Origin of the sequence: Rhodococcus sp. (in: high G+C Gram-positive bacteria), assembly GCF_049286785.1 — a bacterium.
Taxonomy (GTDB): Bacteria; Actinomycetota; Actinomycetes; order Mycobacteriales; family Mycobacteriaceae; genus Rhodococcus_F.
The window spans coordinates 1-20,685 of record NZ_JBAQEO010000584.1 but is presented as its reverse complement, the minus strand read 5'-3'; the positions used below and the strand labels follow the sequence as shown (position 1 = coordinate 20,685).

Here is a 20,685-nt window from a genome sequence, read left to right as displayed (position 1 = left end):
GCGTCGTACCCTTGTGTCATGGCCTACTGCTCGACGACTGTTCTTCTCGTGGATGCCGTGCCGGCATCGCCGCAGGCCACGCCTGTCGAGGCGGAGGTAGTCGAGACGGACCAGTCGAACGATCGTCCCTGGGTCACGGTGGTGTGGGACGATCCCGTGAACCTCATGCACTACGTCACCTACATCTTTCAGAAACTCTTCGGCTACAGCAGGACGAAGGCGACGGAGCTGATGATGCAGGTGCATTCGGAAGGTAAGGCCGTGGTGTCGAGCGGTTCGCGCGACAAGGTCGAGAACGACGTACGTAGGCTGCATGCGGCCGGCCTGTGGGCCACGATGCAGCGAGACAGCTAGTTCCGTTCAGACGATAAGGACCTCGGTAAACGACGTGCGGATGTGGAGTAGGAAGAACTCGCTCGGCGGTGTGAAGGTGCGTTCGGAAATGGACGCGCACGAGGCCACGGTCCTGCGATCGCTGGTGGCGTCCGTACTCGGGCTCCTCGAACAGCGCGCGGCGTCCTCTCCCGAAGACGAACTGGCAGCACTCACCGGTATCCGGACCGGAAACACGGCGCCACCGGACGAAGCCGTCCTGGCCCGGCTGCTCCCGAACTTCCACCGGCCCGGCGCCGATGCACCGGGCGACGACGCCCGCGCCGAGGACAAGGCGGACCTCAACGGCGCGCTCCGCGGACTCCACGAACCGGAGATCATCGACGCGAAGCTTGCAGCCGGCTCGGTCGTCCTCGACACCGTGCCCGAGCAGGGGGGCAAGGTACTGCTCACGCCCGAGCAGGCCGACGCCTGGCTCGCCGCGCTCAACGACGTGCGGTTGGCACTCGGAACCAACCTCGGTATCGACGCGGACACTCCGGACGAGCTGGATCCGGCCGATCCCCGGGCACCGCACCTGGACATCTACCACTGGCTCACCTGGATGCAGGACTCGCTCGTTCAGGTACTCGCTCCGTGACGGGCACGACGCCGGGCCGCACCGATTCACTTGTCGACGTGGTGGGTCTGTCCGTCGGCCACTATCACGAACTCGATGTGGACGCCACACTCGGCGCAGGCGCTGCCACCGGATGCACGGTGGTTCTCGCACCCCACGGCGTCACGGCCGCGGTCGACGTGCGCGGGGGAGGCCCGGGAACCCGGGAAACCGACCTCCTCGACCCGAGCCACAGCGTGCAGCATGTCCATGCGGTGCTGCTGACCGGGGGAAGTGCCTACGGACTCGCCGCCGCGGACGGCGTCATGCGGTGGCTCGAGGAGCGTGAGCACGGCATCGTGATGGACGGGCCCCGCCACGTGGTGCCCATCGTTCCCGGTGCCGTGATCTTCGATCTTCCGGTGGGCGACTGGTACCACCGTCCCACTGCCGAGTTCGGTTATCGGGCAGCGGAATCCGCGGGCGCCACCGTGCTCTCGGGATCGGTGGGAGCGGGAACCGGAGCCCGCGCTGGAGCACTCAAGGGCGGCGTCGGGACCGCGAGTGTCGTCATCATCGAGGGCCCCGGGAAGGGAATCACGGTGTCGGCGCTGATGGTGGCGAACCCGGTCGGAACGGTATTCGATCCGCGAACCGGTCTGCCGTGGGGTGTCACCACAGCCGGCGCCGCCGCATTCGGACTGCGCATCCCGGACGCTGCCGAGCTCGCCACAGCCAACGAACTCGTAACCAAGAGCACTGTGCTCAACACGACCATCGGTGTCGTGGCGACCGATGCGGTGCTCGGGAAGGCGGCGTGCCGCCGCGTGGCCGTGGCCGGTCACGACGGTCTCGCCCGTGCGATCCGCCCCGCGCATTCGCCGCTCGACGGCGACACGATCTTCGCGTTGTCGACCGGCACGCACGCTCCGCACGTGTGCGCGGACTTGCCGGCTGCGTTTCCGCCCGACCTGAAGGTTCTCGACGCCGTGTGCACCGCAGCGGCAGAGGTCGTGGAGAAGGCCGTCGTCGACGCGATTCTGTCGGCCACACCGGTCGCGGGAATTCCTACGTACCGTGAATTGTTCCCCACAGCGTTCCGGTCTTGACCGACGATCGGGCGCGGTGGCCGGGCCGGCCGTCCGCACCTATGATGGGCGCTCACGGAGGAGGATGACGTGCTGGTGATTCGATCGGACCTCGTCGAGGCGATGATCGCGCACGCCCGCGTCGATCACCCTGACGAGGCCTGCGGGGTCATCGCGGGCCCCGACGGCTCGGATCGTCCGGAGCGTCATGTCCCGATGATCAACGCGGAGCGCTCACCCACCTTCTACCGATTCGACTCGGGGGAACAACTGCGAGTGTGGCGTGCCATGGACGACGCCGACGAGGTTCCGGTGGTGATCTACCACTCCCACACCGCTACCGAGGCGTATCCCAGCCGCACCGACATCTCGTTCGCGTCCGAACCCGATGCCCACTACGTTCTGATCTCCACTCGCAACCCGGACAGTGCCGAGCTGCGCAGTTACCGCATCGTGGACGGAGCGGTGACCGAGGAGCGCGTCGATGTGGTCCAGAGCTACAAGTTCGCCCATACCTCGGTGGCCGACATCCCCGACAAGTGAGCCGGCCGTCCCTTCGTGACGGTATCCGTCCAGGAGACATTCCACCACTTCGAGGAGCCGACCATGGCCGTGACAGTTTCTATCCCCACCATCCTCCGAACCCATACCTCCGGTGAAAAGCGTGTGGAGGCAACAGGCCCCACTCTCTCCGACGTCATCGACGATCTGGACGGCCGCTACGGCGGCATCAAGGAACGCCTGATCAACGAGGGGCGGCTACACCGATTCGTCAACGTGTACGTCAACGACGAGGACGTCCGGTTCTCGGGCGGGCTCGACACCGAGGTCGCGGACGGTGATTCGGTGACGATTCTTCCCGCGGTCGCTGGAGGCTGATCGCGGTCGTGGCGCGGTTCGACTCCCTGATGGACACGGTCGGCAACACACCCCTGGTGGGACTACCACGGTTGTCCCCGAGGTGGACCGGGCCCGATCCGGTGCGGTTGTGGGCAAAGCTCGAAGACCGCAATCCCACCGGTTCGGTGAAGGATCGGCCAGCACTGCGCATGATCGAACAGGCCGAGAAAGACGGTGTCCTGGCGCCGGGCGCCACGATTCTGGAGCCGACGAGTGGCAATACCGGAATCTCGCTCGCCATGGCGGCGAAGGTGAAGGGCTACCGGCTGATCTGTGTGATGCCGGAGAACACCTCCGTGGAAAGGCGTCAGCTCCTCACGATATTCGGTGCGCAGATCATCGACTCGCCGGCTCGGGGCGGCTCCAATCAGGCTGTGGCGGAAGCCAAGAAGCTCGCCGCCGCCAATCCGGACTGGGTCATGTTGTATCAGTACGGCAACCCGGCGAACGCTCTGGCGCATTACGAGACCACCGGTCCCGAGATCCTGCGGGACCTGCCCGAGATCACCCATTTCGTTGCCGGACTCGGTACCACCGGAACGCTGATGGGCACCGGACGGTACCTCCGCGAGCACGTCGACGGCATCGAGATCGTCGCCGCGGAACCGCGCTACGGGGAACTGGTGTACGGGCTCCGCAACATCGACGAGGGATTCGTGCCCGAGTTGTACGACGAGTCGATCCTCACTTCCCGGTTCTCCGTCGGCCCCGCCGACGCCGTGCGCAGAACCCGTGAGCTGATCGAGACCGAGGGCATCTTTGCCGGCATCTCGACCGGAGCCATTCTGCACGCCGCCCTGGGAGTGGCAGGCAAGGCGACGAAAGCCGGGCGAGCGGCGGACATCGCGTTCATCGTCGCGGACGGTGGGTGGAAGTATCTCTCCACCGGCGCCTATGACGGTACGGTCGAAGACGCGGAAGAAGCGTTGGAAGGCCAGCTGTGGGCATGAGAAGAAGAGGGCGGACACCATGACTTCTCCGATGGATCCGGTGGGGTCGCAGCGCAAACGGCCGCTGTGGTTGCAGTCGGCGGTCCTGATCGGCGGCTTCACCCTGCTGCTGTACGTCATCGAGGTCCTCGACGTGGCGTCGGGCGAGAGGCTCGAACAGAACGGTGTCGAACCGCGATCCCTGGACGGACTGTGGGGGATTCTCTTCGCGCCGGTCCTGCACGATGACTGGAACCATCTCGCCGGAAACACCGTCCCCCTGGTAGTGCTCGGGTTTCTCGTTCTTCTGTCCGGTCTCGTCAGAGGGCTCGCCGCCACCGGGATCGTTTGGGTCATCGGGGGACTGGGCACCTGGCTGACGGGCGGCGAGTACGACAACCACATCGGGTCGTCCATCCTGATCTTCGGTTGGCTCGCATACCTCCTCGTTCGTGGTCTGTTCACGCGCAATGCCGGTCAGATTCTTCTCGGCGTGGTGGTGTTCGTCTTCTACGGCGGCCTGCTGTGGGGCATTTTGCCCAGTCAGCCGACCGTGTCCTGGCAGGGACATCTTTTCGGCGCGATCGGCGGCGTCGTCGCGGCGTGGGTGCTTTCCGCGGACGCCCGAAGGCAACGTGACCGGCGAGCCGTGGCTCCCAAACCGTAGGACGGCGCGAGCAGGTCACAGTTCGTCATCAGTTGTGAGGTCGACGCGCCAATTCCCCCCGAGGCTTTTTGGAAAACGGGTCGTCGTGGCAGCATGACGGGTATGCGCATTACTGTCCTGGGATGTTCAGGCAGCGTCTCCGGACCGGACTCTCCTGCATCGGGCTATCTCGTGACCGCGCCGGACACACCGCCGCTCGTTCTCGACTTCGGTCCCGGCGTGCTCGGCGCTCTCCAGCGCTATGCCGATCCCGGTGACGTCGCCGTGTTCCTGTCGCACCTGCACGCGGACCACTGCCTGGATGTTCCCGGCCTGCTCGTGTGGCGCCGCTACCATCCCAATCCGCCCGACGGCCGGGCACTCGTCTACGGCCCCTCCGACACTGCCCGGCGCATCGGTGTCGCGTCGGCCGAGTGCGGCGGCGATATCGACGACATCTCCGACACCATCGACCTCCGGCACTGGTCCGACGGCGTGCCGGTCAGTTTCGGTGATCTCACCATCACCGCGCGAAAGGTGAATCATCCGCCGGAATCCTACGGTCTGCGAGTCACCAACGGGCCCGGCCGCACTCTCGTCTACACCGGTGACACCGGCATGTGCGAAGAGGTGATCGAGCTCGCGCGCGGCGCGAACGTGCTCCTCTCCGAGGCGTCGTGGACACACAGCCCGGATCGGCCCGAGGGAATCCATCTGTCGGGAACCGAGGCCGGTCGGATCGCCACCAGGGCCGAGGTGGGCGAACTGCTCCTGACGCACATCCCGCCGTGGACCTCGCGTGAAGACGTCATCGCGGAGGCCAAAGCCGAGTTCTCCGGACCGGTTCACGCCGTGACCGCGGGCGGGGTGTACACCGTCTGAGCCAGGTGCCCGACTCCGATGTCCGGGCGACTAGGCTCTCGCCTGTGACCACACGAGAAGACGGTAGGGCGGACGACGAACTCCGCGAGGTCAAGATCACCCGTGGTTTCACCACCCATCCCGCGGGATCGGTACTGGTGGAGTTCGGAAATACGAGGGTGATGTGCACTGCGAGTGTGGAGGCGGGCGTCCCACGCTGGCGGCAGGGGTCCGGTCTCGGCTGGCTCACCGCCGAGTACGCAATGCTTCCTGCGGCGACCCACACCCGCAGCGGGCGCGAATCCGTCAAGGGCAAGATCGGCGGGCGGACGCAGGAGATCAGCCGATTGATCGGCCGCTCCCTGCGCGCATGCATCGATCTCGCCGCCATCGGAGAGAACACCATCGCCCTCGACTGCGATGTTCTCCAAGCCGACGGTGGCACCCGCACCGCTGCCGTCACCGGCGCCTACGTCGCTCTCGTCGACGCGGTCACCTATCTGCGTGCGGCGGGCCGCCTCGCCGACCCTCAGCCGATCTCCTGCGGCATCGCCGCGGTCAGTGTGGGTGTGGTGGACGGCAGGGTCCGTCTCGACCTCCCGTACGAAGAAGATGTACGGGCCGAGGTCGACATGAACGTCGTCGCCACCGACACCGGCACCCTCGTCGAGATCCAGGGAACCGGTGAGGGGGCCACGTTCCCACGAAGCACCCTCGACAAGATGCTCGACTCGGCGCTGGCCGGCTGCGAACAGCTCTTCGCGATCCAGAAGGCCGCCCTCGAAGCGCCGTACCCCGGTGTCCTGCCCGAGCGGAAAGCCCCGGAGTCCAAGAAGAAGTTCGGGAGCTGATTCGGTGACCGAACCCACGCGAGTGTTGGTGGCCAGCCGCAACGCGAAGAAGCTTCGGGAACTGCACCGAGTACTCGAGACGGCCGGGGTACACGGGATCGAACTGGTCGGCCTCGATTCCGTGCCGACGTACCCCGAGACACCCGAAACCGGTGCCACGTTCGAGGAGAACGCGCTAACCAAGGCCCGTGACGGTGCAGGTGCAACCGGATTGGTCTGTGTCGCAGATGATTCGGGTCTCGAAGTGGATGCGCTGAACGGGATGCCCGGCGTCTTGTCCGCACGATGGTCGGGCACACACGGCGACGACGCCGCCAACACGGCGCTGGTGCTGGCACAGCTCGGTGATGTGCCGGACGATGGCCGGGGAGCGGCCTTCGTCTCGGCATGCGCACTGGTCGTTCCCGGTGGCGACGAAGTGGTGGTGCGCGGCGAATGGCGGGGGCGTATCGGCTATGAGCCCGCGGGCGACGGTGGTTTCGGTTACGACCCGGTGTTCGTGCCCGAAGGCGACACCCGCTCGGCTGCGCAGCTCTCGCCGGAGGAGAAGGATGCGGCCTCGCATCGCGGACGCGCCCTCGTCCAGCTGGTACCGGCCCTGGCGGCACTAGCCCCGATGTGACGAGGAGGGTGGCCGGTCAGACTCCGAAGTCGCGGCGGACCTGCTTGGTGCGCTGATGCTCGACGTAGAAGGACAGGAACGGGATGGTGCCCGCCAGGAGGGTTCCGACGGTCCGGAGTGCAGGCCACCGCACCTTCACCGCGAGGTCGAGCGTCAGAATCAGGTAGACGAAGTACACCCACCCGTGCACGACCGCGATCCACGTGGGCAGATTCTCCACGTCGAAGATGTACTTGGCGATCACTTCGGCGGTGAGCACGAGCAGCCACACACCGGTGGCATACGCGAGGACGCGGTAGCGCAGGAGCGCGGAGGCGATCTTCTTCTGCTTCACGGCATCGATCGATGGGGAAGTCGTCTCGTCTTGTCCCGTGCTCAACTGGTGCTCCTATCGGACTCGCGAGCTGCCAGCTCGGCGAGATACTCGTTGTACTGCTGAATTTGAAGGGTTTCCAGATCTTCCGCACCGTCGACGGGTGTCACCGCTGTGACCGTCGGGCGAGGAGGAAGGAGATCGGCCGGAATTTCCCGCACCTCGGCGGCCGGTTTCTCGCTTTCCGTCGAGTCCTCGGCCTCGGCATCCTCGAGCTGTACGAAACGCCGGTACGCGTAGACCAGGAACGCCGCGAACAGGGGCCACTGGAATGCGTATCCCAGGTTCTGGCCGGTGCCGCCCACCGCCTCGAAGCGCTGCCACTGCCACCAGCCGAGCGCAAGGCAACCGACGGCCCCGACAACCACCAGCAGGACGAGCGCAGGTCGGCTTCGCTTACGGTTTCCGGACACGTCGACGACGGTACCCGAAACGTCGAATGCGCTGCTAGGAGAGGCCGACGGTATGGGCGCGGTCACACGCCCATACCGTCGGGAACGTGCGCGAGGGGGGATTCGAACCCCCACGTCCTTTCGGACATCAGGTTCTAAGCCTGACGCGGCTGCCTGATTACGCCACTCGCGCGCGGTGAACAGACTACGCCATGGGCGCGGTCGGTCCGCAAATGCGGGAAACGCGCTGCAGTGGCCGGAGGAGTTCGTCTGCCGTCGAATGCGACACCGACGCCTCGGGTTCGAGGGTATCGACCACGAATTCGTCTACCAGTTCACGTGTTTCGAGTGTGAACAGCCGAGTTGCATCGTGAAGCCGAGGCAGTCGGATCGTGCGAGTTGCACGCCGCGGTGGGCACGCCGGTGCGCGGTCCCTCCGGCCGATCTGGCCGGGTGCCTCGCGGCAGTGCGGTGTCGACGTAGTCGAACAGGGCGCGGACGTGTGTGGTGCTCATTTCTTGCCTCGGAACGCTCGCGGTCGTTGCCGGATCGGTCCGAACGTCGGTGCGAAGGCCTGGCACGTTTCGGATTCGAGCCGAGAAGGCGGCGGATGGCATGCCGGGAGGACCTCGTCAAGGTGATAACGAATTGATAACGATTAACGTGAGGAGTTCCTCAGGTTCTCGGACGTCCTCGCACCGCACCGGTCCAGCGGTGACGCGATCTACTCGCGAGTCACCTGTGGGCCTTCCTGTGATCGACATCACCGATTTTTGGCGGTGACGCCAGCCGTGGTGGTCCCGCATCGATTGAACGTGAGGAAATCCTCATGATTCTGTGTCAACCTTGAACAGCCCGGAAATGCTGATCAGAGCCGATGCAGCCGGCACACGATGCCCAGGGCGGCACACAGCAATCCCCACCTCCTCGCAGGGGTGACCAGGAGAGGATCAATTCGTGACGATCGACGACTCGACACCCGCAGGAAATGGAACACACTCGAAGGGCTCGCGGCGTATCGGCGTAGAACGGGACGACTCTCGGACTCCCCGCAAGACGACCCTCGTGGACCGTCTGGTCGGCGGCGAGCCCTACGCGCTCGCCTTCGGTGGCCAGGGAGCGCCCTGGCTGAGCTCGCTCGAGGAGCTGAGCCGCGACAACGGCCTCGAGCCGGCACTGACAAAGCTCGTGAACGACGCTGCCGAGCGCCTGCGTCCGGTGGCCCAGGAACTGCTCGTCGTCCGACCGCTCGGATTCGATCCCATCGCGTGGATTCTCGAGCAGGAACTCGTCGACGAGGAAGAAGCCGCGCCCGCTGCTGGTCCGTCCGCTTCCGCCCTGCTCGCCGCGGCCGTATCGCTTCCCGGCGTCTTCCTCACCCAGCTCGCCGCGGTGCGTGCGCTGGCAGCACAGGGCCTCGATCCCGCGGTGACGCCCCCCGTGTCCGTGATCGGCCATTCTCAGGGACTTCTCGCCGCGGAAGCCGTCACGTCGGCAGGTGACAAGGACGGCGAGCTCCTCGCTCTCGCTCAGCTGATCGGTGCGGCCGCGGGACTGGTGGGCCGCCGTCGTGGCATCATCGCCGCCGCGGACTCCACCCCCATGCTTGCGGTGTCCAACGTCGATCCGGATCGCCTGCGTGCGATCGTCGCCGAACTCGCCGAGGGCCTCGAGCCCGAGCGCGCCGCCGTTCTGGGGATCCGCAACGGTCGCCGTCGTGTGGTCCTGTCGGGTCCGCCCGCTCAGCTCGCGCGTGTGCAGCAGCGCCTCGAGCAGATCGAGGCCGATGAGGCCCGTGAACGTGACGCCAAGAAGCGTGGCGGCTCCATCTTCTCGCCCGTGATCGAGCCCCTCCCTGTCGAGATCGGGTTCCATCACCCCGCGCTCGCGGATGCGGTGGACGTCGTCGGCCAGTGGGCTGCGCGCTGTGGACTCGACCAGGAGAAGGCTCGTGCACTGGCAAGTGCCGTTCTCGTGGATCCGGTCGACTGGGTGGAGGCCGTCGATACGACGCTCGACGCGGGTGCGGCGTGGATTCTCGATCTCGGTCCCGGTGACCTCCTTTCGCGTATGACGTCGGCCGCGGTCCGCGGCCAGGGTGTCGGAATCGTCGCCGCGGCAACTCGCGGTGGTCACCGCAACCTCCTCACGCCAGGCGCAGCACCCGAGGTGCCGCCGTCATGGAGCGACTTCCTTCCGAAGCCGGTGACGCTGCCGGGCGGTCGGATCGGTGTCGAGACCGCGTTCACGAAGCTGACCGGTCGTTCGCCGATTCTGCTCGCAGGCATGACCCCGACGACCGTGGATGCCAAGATCGTCGCCGCGGCCGCCAACGCAGGCCACTGGGCGGAACTCGCCGGTGGTGGCCAGGTCACCGAGGAGATCTTCGAGGACCGGGTGGCCGAGCTGAAGACGCTCCTCGAGCCAGGCCGCTCCGTGCAGTTCAACTCGCTCTTTCTCGATCCGTACCTGTGGAAGCTGCAGCTCGGCGGCAAGCGTCTCGTGCAGCGCGCCCGCGCCGCCGGTGCACCGTTCGACGGTGTCGTGGTCACCGCGGGTATCCCCGAGCTCGACGAGGCTGTTGCGCTGATCGAGGAGCTCGTCGAGGTCGGCATCACCAACATCGCGTTCAAGCCGGGCACGGTGGCGCAGATCCGCTCGGTGATCCGCATCGCCAACGAGGTTCCGTCCTTCCCGGTGATCGTCCACATCGAGGGCGGCAAGGCCGGCGGTCACCACTCGTGGGAAGACCTCGACGACCTTCTGCTCGACACCTACTCCGAGCTCCGCGCCCGCCCCAACCTGGTGATCTGCGTCGGTGGCGGCATCGGCACGCCGGAGCGTGCAGCCGACTACCTCACCGGTCGCTGGTCGGTGGATGCCGGATTCCCGGCCATGCCGGTCGACGGCATCCTGGTCGGCACCGCCGCGATGGCCACTCTCGAGGCCACCACGTCTCCCGAGGTGAAACAACTTCTCGTCGAAACCCCCGGCACGCCGGACTGGGTCGGTGCGGGAACCGCCGAGGGCGGCATGGCCTCCGGCCGTAGCCAGCTCGGCGCCGACATCCACGAGATCGACAACGCCGCGTCCCGCACCGGTCGTCTGCTCGACGAGGTCGCCGGTGACTCCGACGCCGTGGCCGAGCGCCGCGACGAGATCGTCGCCGCCCTGAACGTGACCGCCAAGCCGTACTTCGGCGATGTCGAGACCATGACCTACGAGCAGTGGCTGCGCCGCTACCTGGAACTGGCTGTCGGCATCGACGCCGCCCAGGAATTCGACTGCGGCTCCGACCTCCAGGACGCCATTGCCGTCGCCACCGCCAGCCCGTGGCTCGATGTCACCTGGCGTGACCGGTTCGGTGAAATGCTGCAGCGCACCGAATCCCGTCTGCACCCCGTCGACCGCGGTCCGATCCCGACGCTGTTCGCCGACGAGGCCATCCTGGAGCGCCCCGAGGCCGCCATCTGTGCCCTGCAGGCCTCGTACCCGGACTTCGCCACCACCACCCTGCACCCCGCGGATGTCTCGTTCTTCGTGGCGCTGTGCAAGACCCCTGGCAAACCCGTCAATTTCGTGCCCGTCGTCGACGGGGACGTCCGACGCTGGTGGCGTTCCGACTCGCTGTGGCAGGCGCACGACCCCCGCTACACCGCGGATCAGGTCTGCGTCATCCCGGGCACCGTGGCCGTCGCGGGAATCACCCGGGTCGACGAACCGGTCGGTGAGCTGCTCGACCGCTTCGAGAAGGCCACCTACGACGAACTGCTGTCCGCCGGTGTTTCTCCCGTCGCCCTCGTCTCCCGTCGTCACCAGGATGTGGCCCGCGGCCTGCTCGATGCCGTGCTGTCGGCTCCCGATATCACCTGGGCCGGCCGTCTGGCCCAGAACCCCGTCCGCCGTCTCGGTGACGTCGACAAGTGGTCGGTGGAGTCCGATACCAAGGCCGTCCACGAGACCACCGGTGCCGAACTGTCGGTCGTCGACGACGCCCGAGTGCTGCTCAGCGTTCCGCTGGTGGCCGGCAAGTCCGTCGCGATCCGGATCACCCTGCCTGCCTCCGTGGTCGACGGTGGCGCGCCGGTCGTCACGGAAGCCGACGCCGCGGAGTCCATGTCAGCGCTCCTCGCGGTAGCGGCCGGACAGGAACTGCCCGCTGTCAAGAACGGTGTCGCCCGGATCAACCTCGCGTGGACCCCCGACCTGATCGCCGACCACGCCGGCGTCACCGGCTCGGGTCTGCCCACCACTCTCAGCGCCAGCGGCAAGGCCGTCCCCGACGTGGTCGTCGGCGCCTGCTGGCCCGCAGTGTTCGCGGTGCTCGGTGCAGCAAAGACCGATGATTCGCTGTCGGTCATCGAGGGCATGCTCGACCTGGTCCACCTGGATCACAGCGTCGACTTCGTGGGCGAACTGCCCTCGGAGACCAGCATTCTCGTGGTCAAGGCCGAAGTTGCCTCCATCCTCGACACCGACCTCGGCCGTGTGGTCCAGGTCGACGTCGAGATCGGCGCGATGCTCGGTGAGGGCCTGGACGCTCCCGCCGTCGTAGCGCTGTCGGAGCGATTCGCGATCCGTGGACGTACCGGCAAGGGTGAGCTGACCGATCCGGCCCGCGCAGGCGGTTCGCTCACCGACGACGCCGTGGACACCCCGCGCCGCCGTCGTCGCGACACCACCATCGTCGCGCCCCGCAACATGGGCTCCTTCGCTCAGGTGTCGGGAGATCACAACCCGATCCACACCTCCGACAACGCCGCACTGCTCGCCGGACTCGGCAGCCCGATCGTGCACGGCATGTGGCTTTCCGCCGCCGCCCAGCAGGTCGTCACCGCGGTGGATCCGGCCGAGACCAAGGCGCCGCCGCGTCGACTCACGGGCTGGACCGCCCGCTTCCTCGGCATGGTCCGCCCGGGCGCCGAGATCGACGTCCGCGTCGATCGTGTCGCCGTGGACCGCGGCGCCGAGGTCGTCGAGGTCGGGTGCCGTATCGACGGCGAACTGGTGATGGTCGCGACCGGCCGCACCGCCGCCCCGAAGACCGTGTACGCATTTCCCGGTCAGGGCATCCAGCAGCCCGGCATGGGGCTCGACGCCCGCGCCCGCTCCAAGGCTGCCCGCGAGATCTGGGACCGTGCCGACAAGCACACCCGTAAGGCTCTCGGCTTCTCGATCCTCGCCGTGGTCCGCGACAACCCGACGGTCGTCAAGGCCCGGGGCGTCGAGCACAAGCACCCGGACGGTGTTCTGCATCTGACCCAGTTCACCCAGGTCGCGATGGCGACCCTCGGTGTGGCCCAGGTCGCCGAACTGCGTGAGTCCGGTGCGTTCGTCGAAGGTGCGCTGCTGGCCGGACACTCCGTCGGTGAGTACAACGCCCTCGCCGCCGTCGCCGGTGTGCTGCCCCTCGAGGCGGTTCTCGAGGTCGTCTTCCAGCGCGGATCCGCCATGCACGCCCTGGTTCCCCGTGACGAGGCAGGTCGCTCCGACTACCGGATGGCTGCCATCCGCCCGTCGCAGATGGGTCTCGCCGACGAGGACGTGGAGGCATTCATCGCCGAGGTCGCCGAGGCGACCGGCGAATTCCTCCAGGTGGTCAACCTCAACCTGCGCGGTTCGCAATACGCCATCGCGGGCACGGTTGCCGGACTCGACGCGCTCGAGAAGGAAATCGACGTCCGCCGTGAGGCTTTCGGTGGAAAGCGCGCGTACATCATGGTTCCCGGCATCGACGTGCCGTTCCACTCGACAGTGCTGCGCGGCGGTGTCGACGACTTCCGTGGACGTCTCGAAGAGCTCCTCCCGCAGGACATCGATCCGGCCATCCTTATCGGGCGCTACATCCCGAATCTGGTTCCCAAGCCGTTCTCGCTGAAGAAAGAATTCGTCCAGGAGATCGCGGATCTGGTTCCGTCGAAGCCACTCGACAAGGTCCTGAAGGACTTCGACTCGTGGGCGGCGCAGCCGTCCAAGCTGACCCGTGTGGTGCTCACCGAACTTCTGGCGTGGCAGTTCGCCAGCCCGGTGCGCTGGATCGAGACGCAGGATCTGCTGTTCGCCGACGAGTCCGAAGGTGGACTCGGTGTCGAACGGTTCGTCGAGATCGGCCTGGGCTCCGTCCCGACGGTCGCCAACCTGGCGTCGCAGACCCTCAAGCTGCCGGGCCGCTTCGGCTACCCGGTCGAGGTGCTCAACATCGAGCGCGAGGCGTCCATCGTCTACTCCACGGACGTCGACCCGGCGCCTGTGGAGGACGACGAGCCCGAGGCGCCGGCGTCCTCGGCACCCGCCGCGTCGGCTCCCACAGCAGCTCCGGCCGCCGCCCCTGCCGCCCCGTCCGGCGGACCCCGTCCCGAGGACATCGCGTTCAAGGCTGCGGACGCCACCAAGGTGCTGATCAGCCTGTGGACCAAGCTCCGTCCCGATCAGGTCGGCCCCGCCGACACGATCGAGGCTCTGTGCGACGGTGTGTCCTCACGGCGTAACCAGCTGCTCGTCGACCTCGGTTCCGAACTGTCGCTCGGCGCCATCGACGGTGCCGCCGACGCCGACATGGGCTCGCTCGCCGCCACGGTCGACTCCCTGGCCCGTACCTACAAGCCGTTCGGTCCGGTGCTGTCCGACTCCATCAACGATCACCTCCGCAAGGTCTTCGGACCCTCGGGCCGTCGTCCCGCCGCAGTCGCAGACCGGGTCAAGAAGGTCTGGGAACTCGGCGACGGCTGGGCGCACCACGTCACCGCCGAGGTGGCGCTGGGAACCCGCGACGGCTCCAGCGTCCGTGGCGGTGACCTCGGTGGCCTGGCCGGCGGCGGTCTCGCCGACGGCGCTGCGGTCGACGCGGTCATCGACAGCGCCGTGGCCGCAGTGGCTTCGCGCCGCGGGATCTCGGTATCGCTGCCCAGCTCCGGCGGCGGTGCCGGTGGCACTGTCGACGCAGCGGCACTCGGTGAGTTCACCGAACACATCACCGGTCGCGACGGCGTTCTCGCCTCCGCTGCCCGGCTCGTGCTCGAACAGCTCGGCTTCGCCGACGACGCGGTGGCGGCTGCGTCGCCTTCGGACACCGAACTCGTCGATCTGGTGTCGGCGGAACTCGGCTCCGACTGGCCGCGTCTCGTCGCTCCGGCATTCGATGGTCAGAAGGCGGTCCTGCTCGATGACCGGTGGGCCAGCGCACGCGAAGACCTGGCCCGTCTGTGGATCAATGACACCGCGGTGGAGATCGAAGCATTCGCCGGCGCAGGAAAGACCGTTGCGGCGCAGGCGCAGTGGTGGCAGCAGCGTGCCACCGGCGAGGGCCGAACGGCTCTCGCCGAGAAGTACGGGCGCATCGCGGAGGCAGCGGTCACCGCTGCCGACGAGACCGCGGAGTGGGCCGACGAGGTCGCTGTCATCACCGGAGCCAGCAAGGGATCCATCGCCGCGTCGGTGGCGGGCAAACTCCTCGCGGGCGGTGCCACCGTCTTCGTGACCACCTCACGTCTCGACGACAAGCGTCTCGGCTTCTACCGCGACCTGTATCGCGACAATGCCCGCGCCGGAGCAGCCCTCTGGGTGATTCCCGCGAACATGGCGTCGTACACGGACATCGACGCACTCATCGAGTGGATCGGTGAGGCCCAGTACGAGACGGCCGGTGCGTCGAAGAAGCTGGTCAAGGAAGCGGTCACCCCGACCCTCCTGTTCCCGTTCGCCGCGCCCCGCGTGGCAGGCGATCTGGCCGATGCCGGCGCCCGCGCCGAAATGGAGATGCGGGTTCTGCTGTGGTCGGTCGAGCGTCTGATCGGCGGACTGTCGAAGATCGGTTACGACCGTGACGTCGACACTCATCTGCACGTGGTGCTGCCGGGCTCGCCCAACCGCGGAATGTTCGGCGGCGACGGTGCCTACGGCGAGGCCAAGGCCGCGCTCGATGCGGTGGTCGGACGGTGGAAGGCCGAGCGCAACTGGGCCGAGCGTGTCACCCTGGTGCACGCTCTCATCGGCTGGGTTCGCGGTACGGGCCTGATGGGCGGCAACGATCCGCTGGTCGAGGCGGTCGAAGGCGCCGGAGTCCGTACCTGGTCCACCCAGGAGATGGCGACCGAACTGCTGACATGGTGCGAGCCCGAGGCTCGTCGCCTCGCTGCCACCGAACCGCTCGCGGCGGATCTCACCGGTGGCCTGGCGCAGGCGAAGCTGGACCTGCCCGCCCTCGCGAAGGAAGCGCAGGACGCGGCCGCCGCAGCGACCGACGAGGTCGAGGACCGCGACACCATCGCGGCACTGCCGGCTCCGCCGCGGATCTCGGAGACCGTCACTCCGTCATGGCCCGAACTGAAGGTGGATCCGGCCGACCTCGTGGTCATCGTCGGTGCCGGTGAGCTCGGGCCCTACGGTTCGGCACGCACCCGGTTCGAGTTCGAGGTCGACGAGAAGCTCTCGGCGGCAGGTGTGCTCGAACTCGCGTGGAACACCGGCCTGGTCGGGTGGGAAACCACACCGAAGCCCGGCTGGTACGACGCAGAGACCGGGGAACTCGTTCCCGAGGCCGAGATCGCGGACCGCTACCACGACGCGGTGGTCGAGCGTTGCGGCATTCGCCGCTACGCCGACGACGGCGCCATGATCGAGAACACGGCTCCGCTGCTGACGTCGGTGTTCCTGGACAAGGACCTGAGCTTCGTCGTCGGGACCGAGGCGGAGGCCCAGGCCTTCGTCGAGGCCGACCCGGAAAACACGGTTGCCGCCCCGGTGCCCGACACCGGTGACTGGCAGGTGACCCGCCGTGCGGGTACCGAGATCCGGGTGCCGCGGAAGATGAAGCTCACGCGCAGCGTGGGTGGTCAGATCCCCACCGGATTCGATGTCACCAAGTGGGGCATCCCGGCCGATATGGCCGAGTCCGTCGACCGGGTGGGCCTGTGGAACATCGTCGCGACGGTGGACGCCTTCCTCACCGGCGGCTTCACGCCCAGCGAACTGCTCCGCTGGGTGCACCCGTCGCTGGTGGCCAACACCCAGGGCACCGGCATGGGCGGCATGACCTCCATGCGGTCGCTCTACATCGACACGCTGCTCGGGGAGAACCGGCCGAACGACATCCTGCAGGAAGCCCTGCCGAATGTGATTGCGGCGCACGTCGTCCAGTCCTACGTCGGCGGCTATGGCGCGATGGTGCACCCGGTCGCGGCGTGTGCCACGGCTGCGGTGTCCGTCGAAGAGGGCGTCGACAAGATCACGCTGGGTAAGGCCGATCTGGTGGTCGCCGGCGGGTTCGACGACCTCAGTGCGGAGGGCATCATCGGATTCGGTGACATGTCCGCCACGGCGAAGACCGACGACATGCACGCCAAGGGCATCGAGGACCGGCGGTTCTCGCGGGCCAACGATCGCCGTCGCGGCGGGTTCGTCGAATCACAGGGTGGCGGAACGATCCTGCTCGCTCGCGGTGACCTCGCAGTGGAGATGGGACTGCCCGTCCTCGGTGTGGTGGCCTACGCCGGTTCGTTCGCCGACGGTGTGCACACCTCGATCCCGGCTCCCGGTATCGGCGCGTTGGGCGCCGGCCGCGGGGGAGTGGACTCGCAGCTCGCGAAGTCGCTGAACAAGCTCGGCGTGAGCGCCGACGACATCGCGGTGATCTCCAAGCACGACACCTCGACCGCCGCCAACGATCCCAACGAGGCGGAGCTGCACGAACGCCTCGCCGGGGCTCTCGGCCGCAGCGAAGGTGCACCGCTGTTCGTCGTCTCGCAGAAGAGCCTCACCGGTCACGCCAAGGGGGGTGCCGCGGCGTTCCAGCTGATCGGTCTCTGCCAGGTGCTGGCTCAGGGCGTCGTCCCGCCGAACCGCAGCCTCGACTGCGTCGACGAGAAGATGGCAGAGTTCGAACACCTGGTGTGGGCTCGGGAGCCGCTCCGCTTCGGCGAGCAGTTCCCGCTGCGCGCGGGTCTGCTGACCAGCCTCGGCTTCGGCCATGTGTCCGGACTGGTCGCGGTGGTTCATCCGCAGGCGTTCGTGGAGTCGATCCCCGCCGGCAAGCGGGAGGCGTACCTCGAGCAGGCACAGAGGCGTGCGGTGGAAGGCCGGCGTCGCCTCGCGAAGGCTATGTGCGGAGGCGACAGCTTGTACGAGCGTCCCGCGGATCGTCGATTCGGTGGCGACAGTGTGCCGGCCGCGGCGTCCCGCCAGCTCGAGGCGGACGTGTTGCTCACCCGGTCGGCACGCCTCGGATCCGGTGACGTGTACACCTCGGGTCTACCCGGCTGCAAGTAGGAACAGGCGGGTAGGAACACAGGGATGGGAGTTCTGGGAATCGGGTTCGACCTCGTCACGGTGTCGGAGTTCGCCGAGCAGCTGGACCGGCCGGGGACGGCCATGCTCGACAACTTCACACCGGGCGAGCGCCGGGACGCCGTTACTCGGAGCTCCGATCCGGCAAGACATTTCGCTGCCCGGTGGGCGGCGAAGGAAGCAGTGATCAAAGCCTGGTCCACTGCGCTCTTCGCCAGCCCACCGGTGCTGCCGGAGACCATCCATCACCTGATCGAGGTGGTGACCGACGCGTGGGGACGGCCGAGCATCCGGCTACGGGGTGACGTCGCCAAGCATCTGACGGACGTGAAAATTCACATCTCCCTCACTCACGACGGAGACATGGCGGGCGCATTCGCCGTGATCGAGGAAGCCTAGTTCGACTGCGTGGCCGACCTCGACTCCTTTTCGGCGACCAGCAGATACGCCACCATCAGCCTCTTGAGTTCGGCTACCGCGTCCGCGTGACTCTGGTCGTCCTGCACGGAGAAGTTGAGCATCGAATACACGACGTGGACGAGAACCTCGGCCATCATCGTGCGGCGCTTGCGGGACGTGTGCGGTGTGAGCGGCGCGAGCATGCGCGAGACCTGCTCGGCGAACGCCTTCTCGTGGATTGCCCCCGTCGCGCGCGTCGACGGCGTGGACTGCATCGCCAGCCAGACCTCCCGCCGCGACGGGTCCGAGGTCCACAGACCGGCCATGTGGTCGACGAAACTGTTGAGGAATCGCAGCCAGTCGAGCGACGGCACCTCGCCGTTGAACTGAGCGAGTTCGTGCTGGACGCCGACGAGGTCCTGCCTGTTGAGTTCACAGACGATCACGTACTTGTTGGCGAAGAACTGGTACAGCGTGCCGATCGGTACGTCGGCCCGCGCTGCCACCTCTTCACAGGTGAACGACTCGAAACCCACATCCACCAGTAGTTCCCTCGACGCGGTGAGCAGGGCGTCGAACTTGCGGCGACTGCGTTCCTGGGTCGGACGTCGGCGGGGCATCAGCTCCTGCGGGTCCGACTGCAGCTCCAACGCCGGGTCGATGCGGCGCGGCGCTTGCTTACTGGCTGGAGACTCCACGGCCCTAGGCTATCTGTCTTTTGTCCGGATTCCGAAGATCCGTCCCCGCGGGAGCTTCGCGTCGTGCTGTTTGTCCACTCGGTTGTCCACTCGGTTGTCCCACGCGGTTGTCCGACCCGGTTGTCCCACTCAGAGGGAATCGATTGTTCGGATCCCTCCCGGCGCAGCACTATGAACGTGTTCCAGTTTTCGAGCTGAGGAGAACGATGGGCAAGCTGAGTGGCCAGGTCGCGTTCATTACCGGCGCGGCCAGGGGTCAGGGACGTGCGCACGCCGTCAAGATGGCGTCCGAGGGTGCCGACATCATCGCGGTGGATCTGTGTGCGCCCGTGAAGTCGGTGGGATACGAGATGGCCACCGAAGCGGACCTGGCCGAGACGGTGGCGCTGGTCGAGGCACAGGGACAGCGCATCGCCTCCCGGGTGGCGGATACCCGTGACCTCGATGAACTGCAGGAAGCCGTCGATGCCGGCGTCGCGCAGTTCGGCCGGCTCGACATCGTCGTCGCCAACGCCGGCATCGCCGCATCCGCAAAGATGTCCTGGGACCTCGAACCCGCCGAGTTCCGCGAGATGATGGACATCAACGTCACCGGGGTCTGGCAGACCACGAAGGTCGCGATTCCGCACATCATGACGGGAAACCGGGGTGGTTCCATCGTGCTGATCAGCTCGATGGCCGGTCTCCGGGGTGTTCCCGGGATTCTGCACTATTCGACCGCCAAGCATGCTGTCCGCGGAATGGCCAAGTCGCTTGCCAACGAGTTGGCCTGGGCGAACATCCGCGTCAACTCCGTTCATCCGGGCAACGTCCGCACCCCGATGATCGACAACGAGAAGATGGTGCGCGCCTTCCGGCCGGACCTGGAGAGCCCGGTCCTCGAGGACACCGCGGAGATCATGCAGAAACTCAATCTACTTCCCGAGCCCTGGGTGGAACCCGAGGCGATCGCGGACGCCGTTCTGTATCTGGTGAGCGACACCGGCCGGGCCATCACCGGGATAGCCCTGCCCGTGGATCTCGGCACGTCCGAGAAGTTCGCCGGGGGGTAGGCGAGCTATCTCGACGTCCTGCGGATGAACTCGGTGACCGCGGCCAGATATCCGACGACCGTGATCGCGCACCGAGCGGACCATGTCGCTGGTCACGCCGACCGCTGTCTGCGCGGAGCCGAACCCGCACAGAGAGGGATGATCGTCTCGGATAATCCACAGCTGGAATCGACGAAGGTCCAAGTCGTACTCGATGTTTCGCTGTACGTCGTCGGCCCCGCACGCTCCACCGGGAGATCGCGCGTTCCGCTCGCCGCGAGTCCGTCGACTACGCCCTGGATGCTCCCGATCCTTCTCGACGAGAAGCGGTTTCCGGCGTTGCCGCTGAGCGCCGAACGCTCAGACGGAGAGATCCCGTCGCAACTTGGCGACGTGACCGGTCGCACGCACGTTGTATTGCGCGACCTCGATCTTCCCCTCCTCGTCGACGAGAAAAGTCGATCTGATGACGCCCTCCACCGTCTTTCCGTACATCTTCTTCTCGCCGAACGCCCCCCACGCCGTGAGGGTGGTCTTGTCGGGGTCGGACAGCAAGGGGAACGTCAGGTTTTCGTTGTCGCGGAATTTCGCCAGTTTTGCGGGCTTGTCGGGCGAGATGCCGACGACAGCGAGGCCGGCCCCGTTGAGCTCCGCCAGGTTGTCGCGGAAATCGCAGGCCTGTT

General features: G+C 66.9%; 18 protein-coding genes and 1 tRNA gene. 13 read left to right on the top strand and 6 right to left on the bottom strand.

What is annotated here, in order from left to right:
* Positions 1-18 precede the first annotated feature (18 nt).
* The 10 genes from clpS to rdgB all read left to right on the top strand — a co-directional run bounded on the left by clpS (position 19) and on the right by rdgB (position 6,828).
* Positions 19-354 carry an ATP-dependent Clp protease adapter ClpS gene (gene clpS / locus WAW17_RS21305; protein WP_422334900.1) on the top strand — a complete coding sequence of 112 codons (336 nt, stop codon included), beginning with the start codon at positions 19-21 and terminating at the stop codon, positions 352-354.
* A 34-nt stretch (positions 355-388) separates the two neighbouring features.
* Positions 389-973, top strand: coding sequence for a DUF2017 domain-containing protein (locus tag WAW17_RS21300; RefSeq protein ID WP_422334899.1), 585 nt, complete (start codon positions 389-391; stop codon positions 971-973).
* On the top strand, positions 970-2,040 hold the full coding sequence (locus tag WAW17_RS21295) for a P1 family peptidase (RefSeq protein WP_422334898.1): 1,071 nt from the start codon (positions 970-972) through the stop codon (positions 2,038-2,040). Before WAW17_RS21300 ends, WAW17_RS21295 begins: the two co-directional genes overlap by 4 nt.
* Positions 2,041-2,109: 69 nt before the next feature.
* On the top strand, positions 2,110-2,562 hold the full coding sequence (locus tag WAW17_RS21290; protein WP_422334897.1) for a Mov34/MPN/PAD-1 family protein: 453 nt from the start codon (positions 2,110-2,112) through the stop codon (positions 2,560-2,562).
* 63 nt (positions 2,563-2,625) lie between these two features.
* On the top strand, positions 2,626-2,898 hold the full coding sequence (locus WAW17_RS21285) for a MoaD family protein (RefSeq protein ID WP_422334896.1): 273 nt from the start codon (positions 2,626-2,628) through the stop codon (positions 2,896-2,898).
* A gap of 8 nt (positions 2,899-2,906) precedes the next feature.
* On the top strand, positions 2,907-3,869 hold the full coding sequence (locus WAW17_RS21280) for a PLP-dependent cysteine synthase family protein (protein ID WP_422334895.1): 963 nt from the start codon (positions 2,907-2,909) through the stop codon (positions 3,867-3,869).
* A 19-nt stretch (positions 3,870-3,888) separates the two neighbouring features.
* Entirely contained in the window at positions 3,889-4,515 is a 627-nt protein-coding gene (locus WAW17_RS21275; protein ID WP_422334894.1) for a rhomboid family intramembrane serine protease, read from the top strand.
* Positions 4,516-4,617: 102 nt separating this feature from the next.
* Complete coding sequence (locus tag WAW17_RS21270) at positions 4,618-5,376, top strand: cyclic nucleotide-degrading phosphodiesterase (protein WP_422334893.1); 759 nt, start codon at positions 4,618-4,620, stop codon at positions 5,374-5,376.
* Between the two features lie 44 nt (positions 5,377-5,420).
* A complete protein-coding gene (gene rph / locus WAW17_RS21265) occupies positions 5,421-6,206 on the top strand; it encodes a ribonuclease PH (protein WP_422334892.1) in 786 nt (261 codons plus the stop codon).
* Positions 6,207-6,210: 4 nt separating this feature from the next.
* The gene (gene rdgB / locus WAW17_RS21260; RefSeq protein ID WP_422334891.1) at positions 6,211-6,828 is read left to right on the top strand and encodes an RdgB/HAM1 family non-canonical purine NTP pyrophosphatase; all 618 of its coding nucleotides are present in this window, start codon (positions 6,211-6,213) and stop codon (positions 6,826-6,828) included.
* A gap of 16 nt (positions 6,829-6,844) precedes the next feature.
* On the opposite strand, the gene WAW17_RS21255 is transcribed toward rdgB, so the two are convergent.
* From WAW17_RS21255 to WAW17_RS21245, 3 genes are all read right to left on the bottom strand, one after another.
* Positions 6,845-7,207 (bottom strand): DUF3817 domain-containing protein, encoded by a 363-nt coding sequence (locus tag WAW17_RS21255; RefSeq protein WP_422334890.1) that lies wholly within the window; start codon positions 7,205-7,207, stop codon positions 6,845-6,847.
* Positions 7,204-7,614, bottom strand: a complete 411-nt coding sequence (locus WAW17_RS21250; protein ID WP_422334889.1) for a transcriptional regulator — start codon at positions 7,612-7,614, stop codon at positions 7,204-7,206. The genes WAW17_RS21255 and WAW17_RS21250 overlap by 4 nt, the downstream gene beginning before the upstream one ends.
* An 87-nt stretch (positions 7,615-7,701) precedes the next feature.
* Positions 7,702-7,786: transfer RNA gene (locus tag WAW17_RS21245), tRNA-Leu, on the bottom strand.
* Between the two features lie 764 nt (positions 7,787-8,550).
* On the opposite strand from WAW17_RS21245, the gene WAW17_RS21240 reads away from it, so the two are divergent.
* Both WAW17_RS21240 and WAW17_RS21235 read left to right on the top strand, forming a co-directional pair.
* Positions 8,551-17,856, top strand: coding sequence for a fatty acid synthase subunit beta domain-containing protein (locus tag WAW17_RS21240; protein ID WP_422334888.1), 9,306 nt, complete (start codon positions 8,551-8,553; stop codon positions 17,854-17,856).
* A 24-nt stretch (positions 17,857-17,880) separates the two neighbouring features.
* Positions 17,881-18,273 (top strand): holo-ACP synthase, encoded by a 393-nt coding sequence (locus tag WAW17_RS21235; protein ID WP_422334887.1) that lies wholly within the window; start codon positions 17,881-17,883, stop codon positions 18,271-18,273.
* On the opposite strand, the gene WAW17_RS21230 is transcribed toward WAW17_RS21235, so the two are convergent.
* Both WAW17_RS21230 and WAW17_RS21225 read right to left on the bottom strand, forming a co-directional pair.
* Positions 18,270-18,893 (bottom strand): TetR/AcrR family transcriptional regulator, encoded by a 624-nt coding sequence (locus tag WAW17_RS21230; RefSeq protein ID WP_422334917.1) that lies wholly within the window; start codon positions 18,891-18,893, stop codon positions 18,270-18,272. The two genes, WAW17_RS21235 and WAW17_RS21230, sit on opposite strands and share 4 nt — an antisense overlap.
* A 247-nt stretch (positions 18,894-19,140) precedes the next feature.
* Entirely contained in the window at positions 19,141-19,209 is a 69-nt protein-coding gene (locus WAW17_RS21225) for a GhoT/OrtT family toxin (protein WP_422334916.1), read from the bottom strand.
* On the opposite strand from WAW17_RS21225, the gene WAW17_RS21220 reads away from it, so the two are divergent.
* Positions 19,178-20,023, top strand: coding sequence for a mycofactocin-coupled SDR family oxidoreductase (locus tag WAW17_RS21220; RefSeq protein ID WP_422334886.1), 846 nt, complete (start codon positions 19,178-19,180; stop codon positions 20,021-20,023). The two genes, WAW17_RS21225 and WAW17_RS21220, sit on opposite strands and share 32 nt — an antisense overlap.
* A gap of 339 nt (positions 20,024-20,362) precedes the next feature.
* Here the strand turns inward: WAW17_RS21220 and WAW17_RS21215 are convergent.
* Positions 20,363-20,685: peroxiredoxin (locus tag WAW17_RS21215; RefSeq protein ID WP_422334885.1), on the bottom strand; the 323-nt coding region annotated here is incomplete at its 5' end.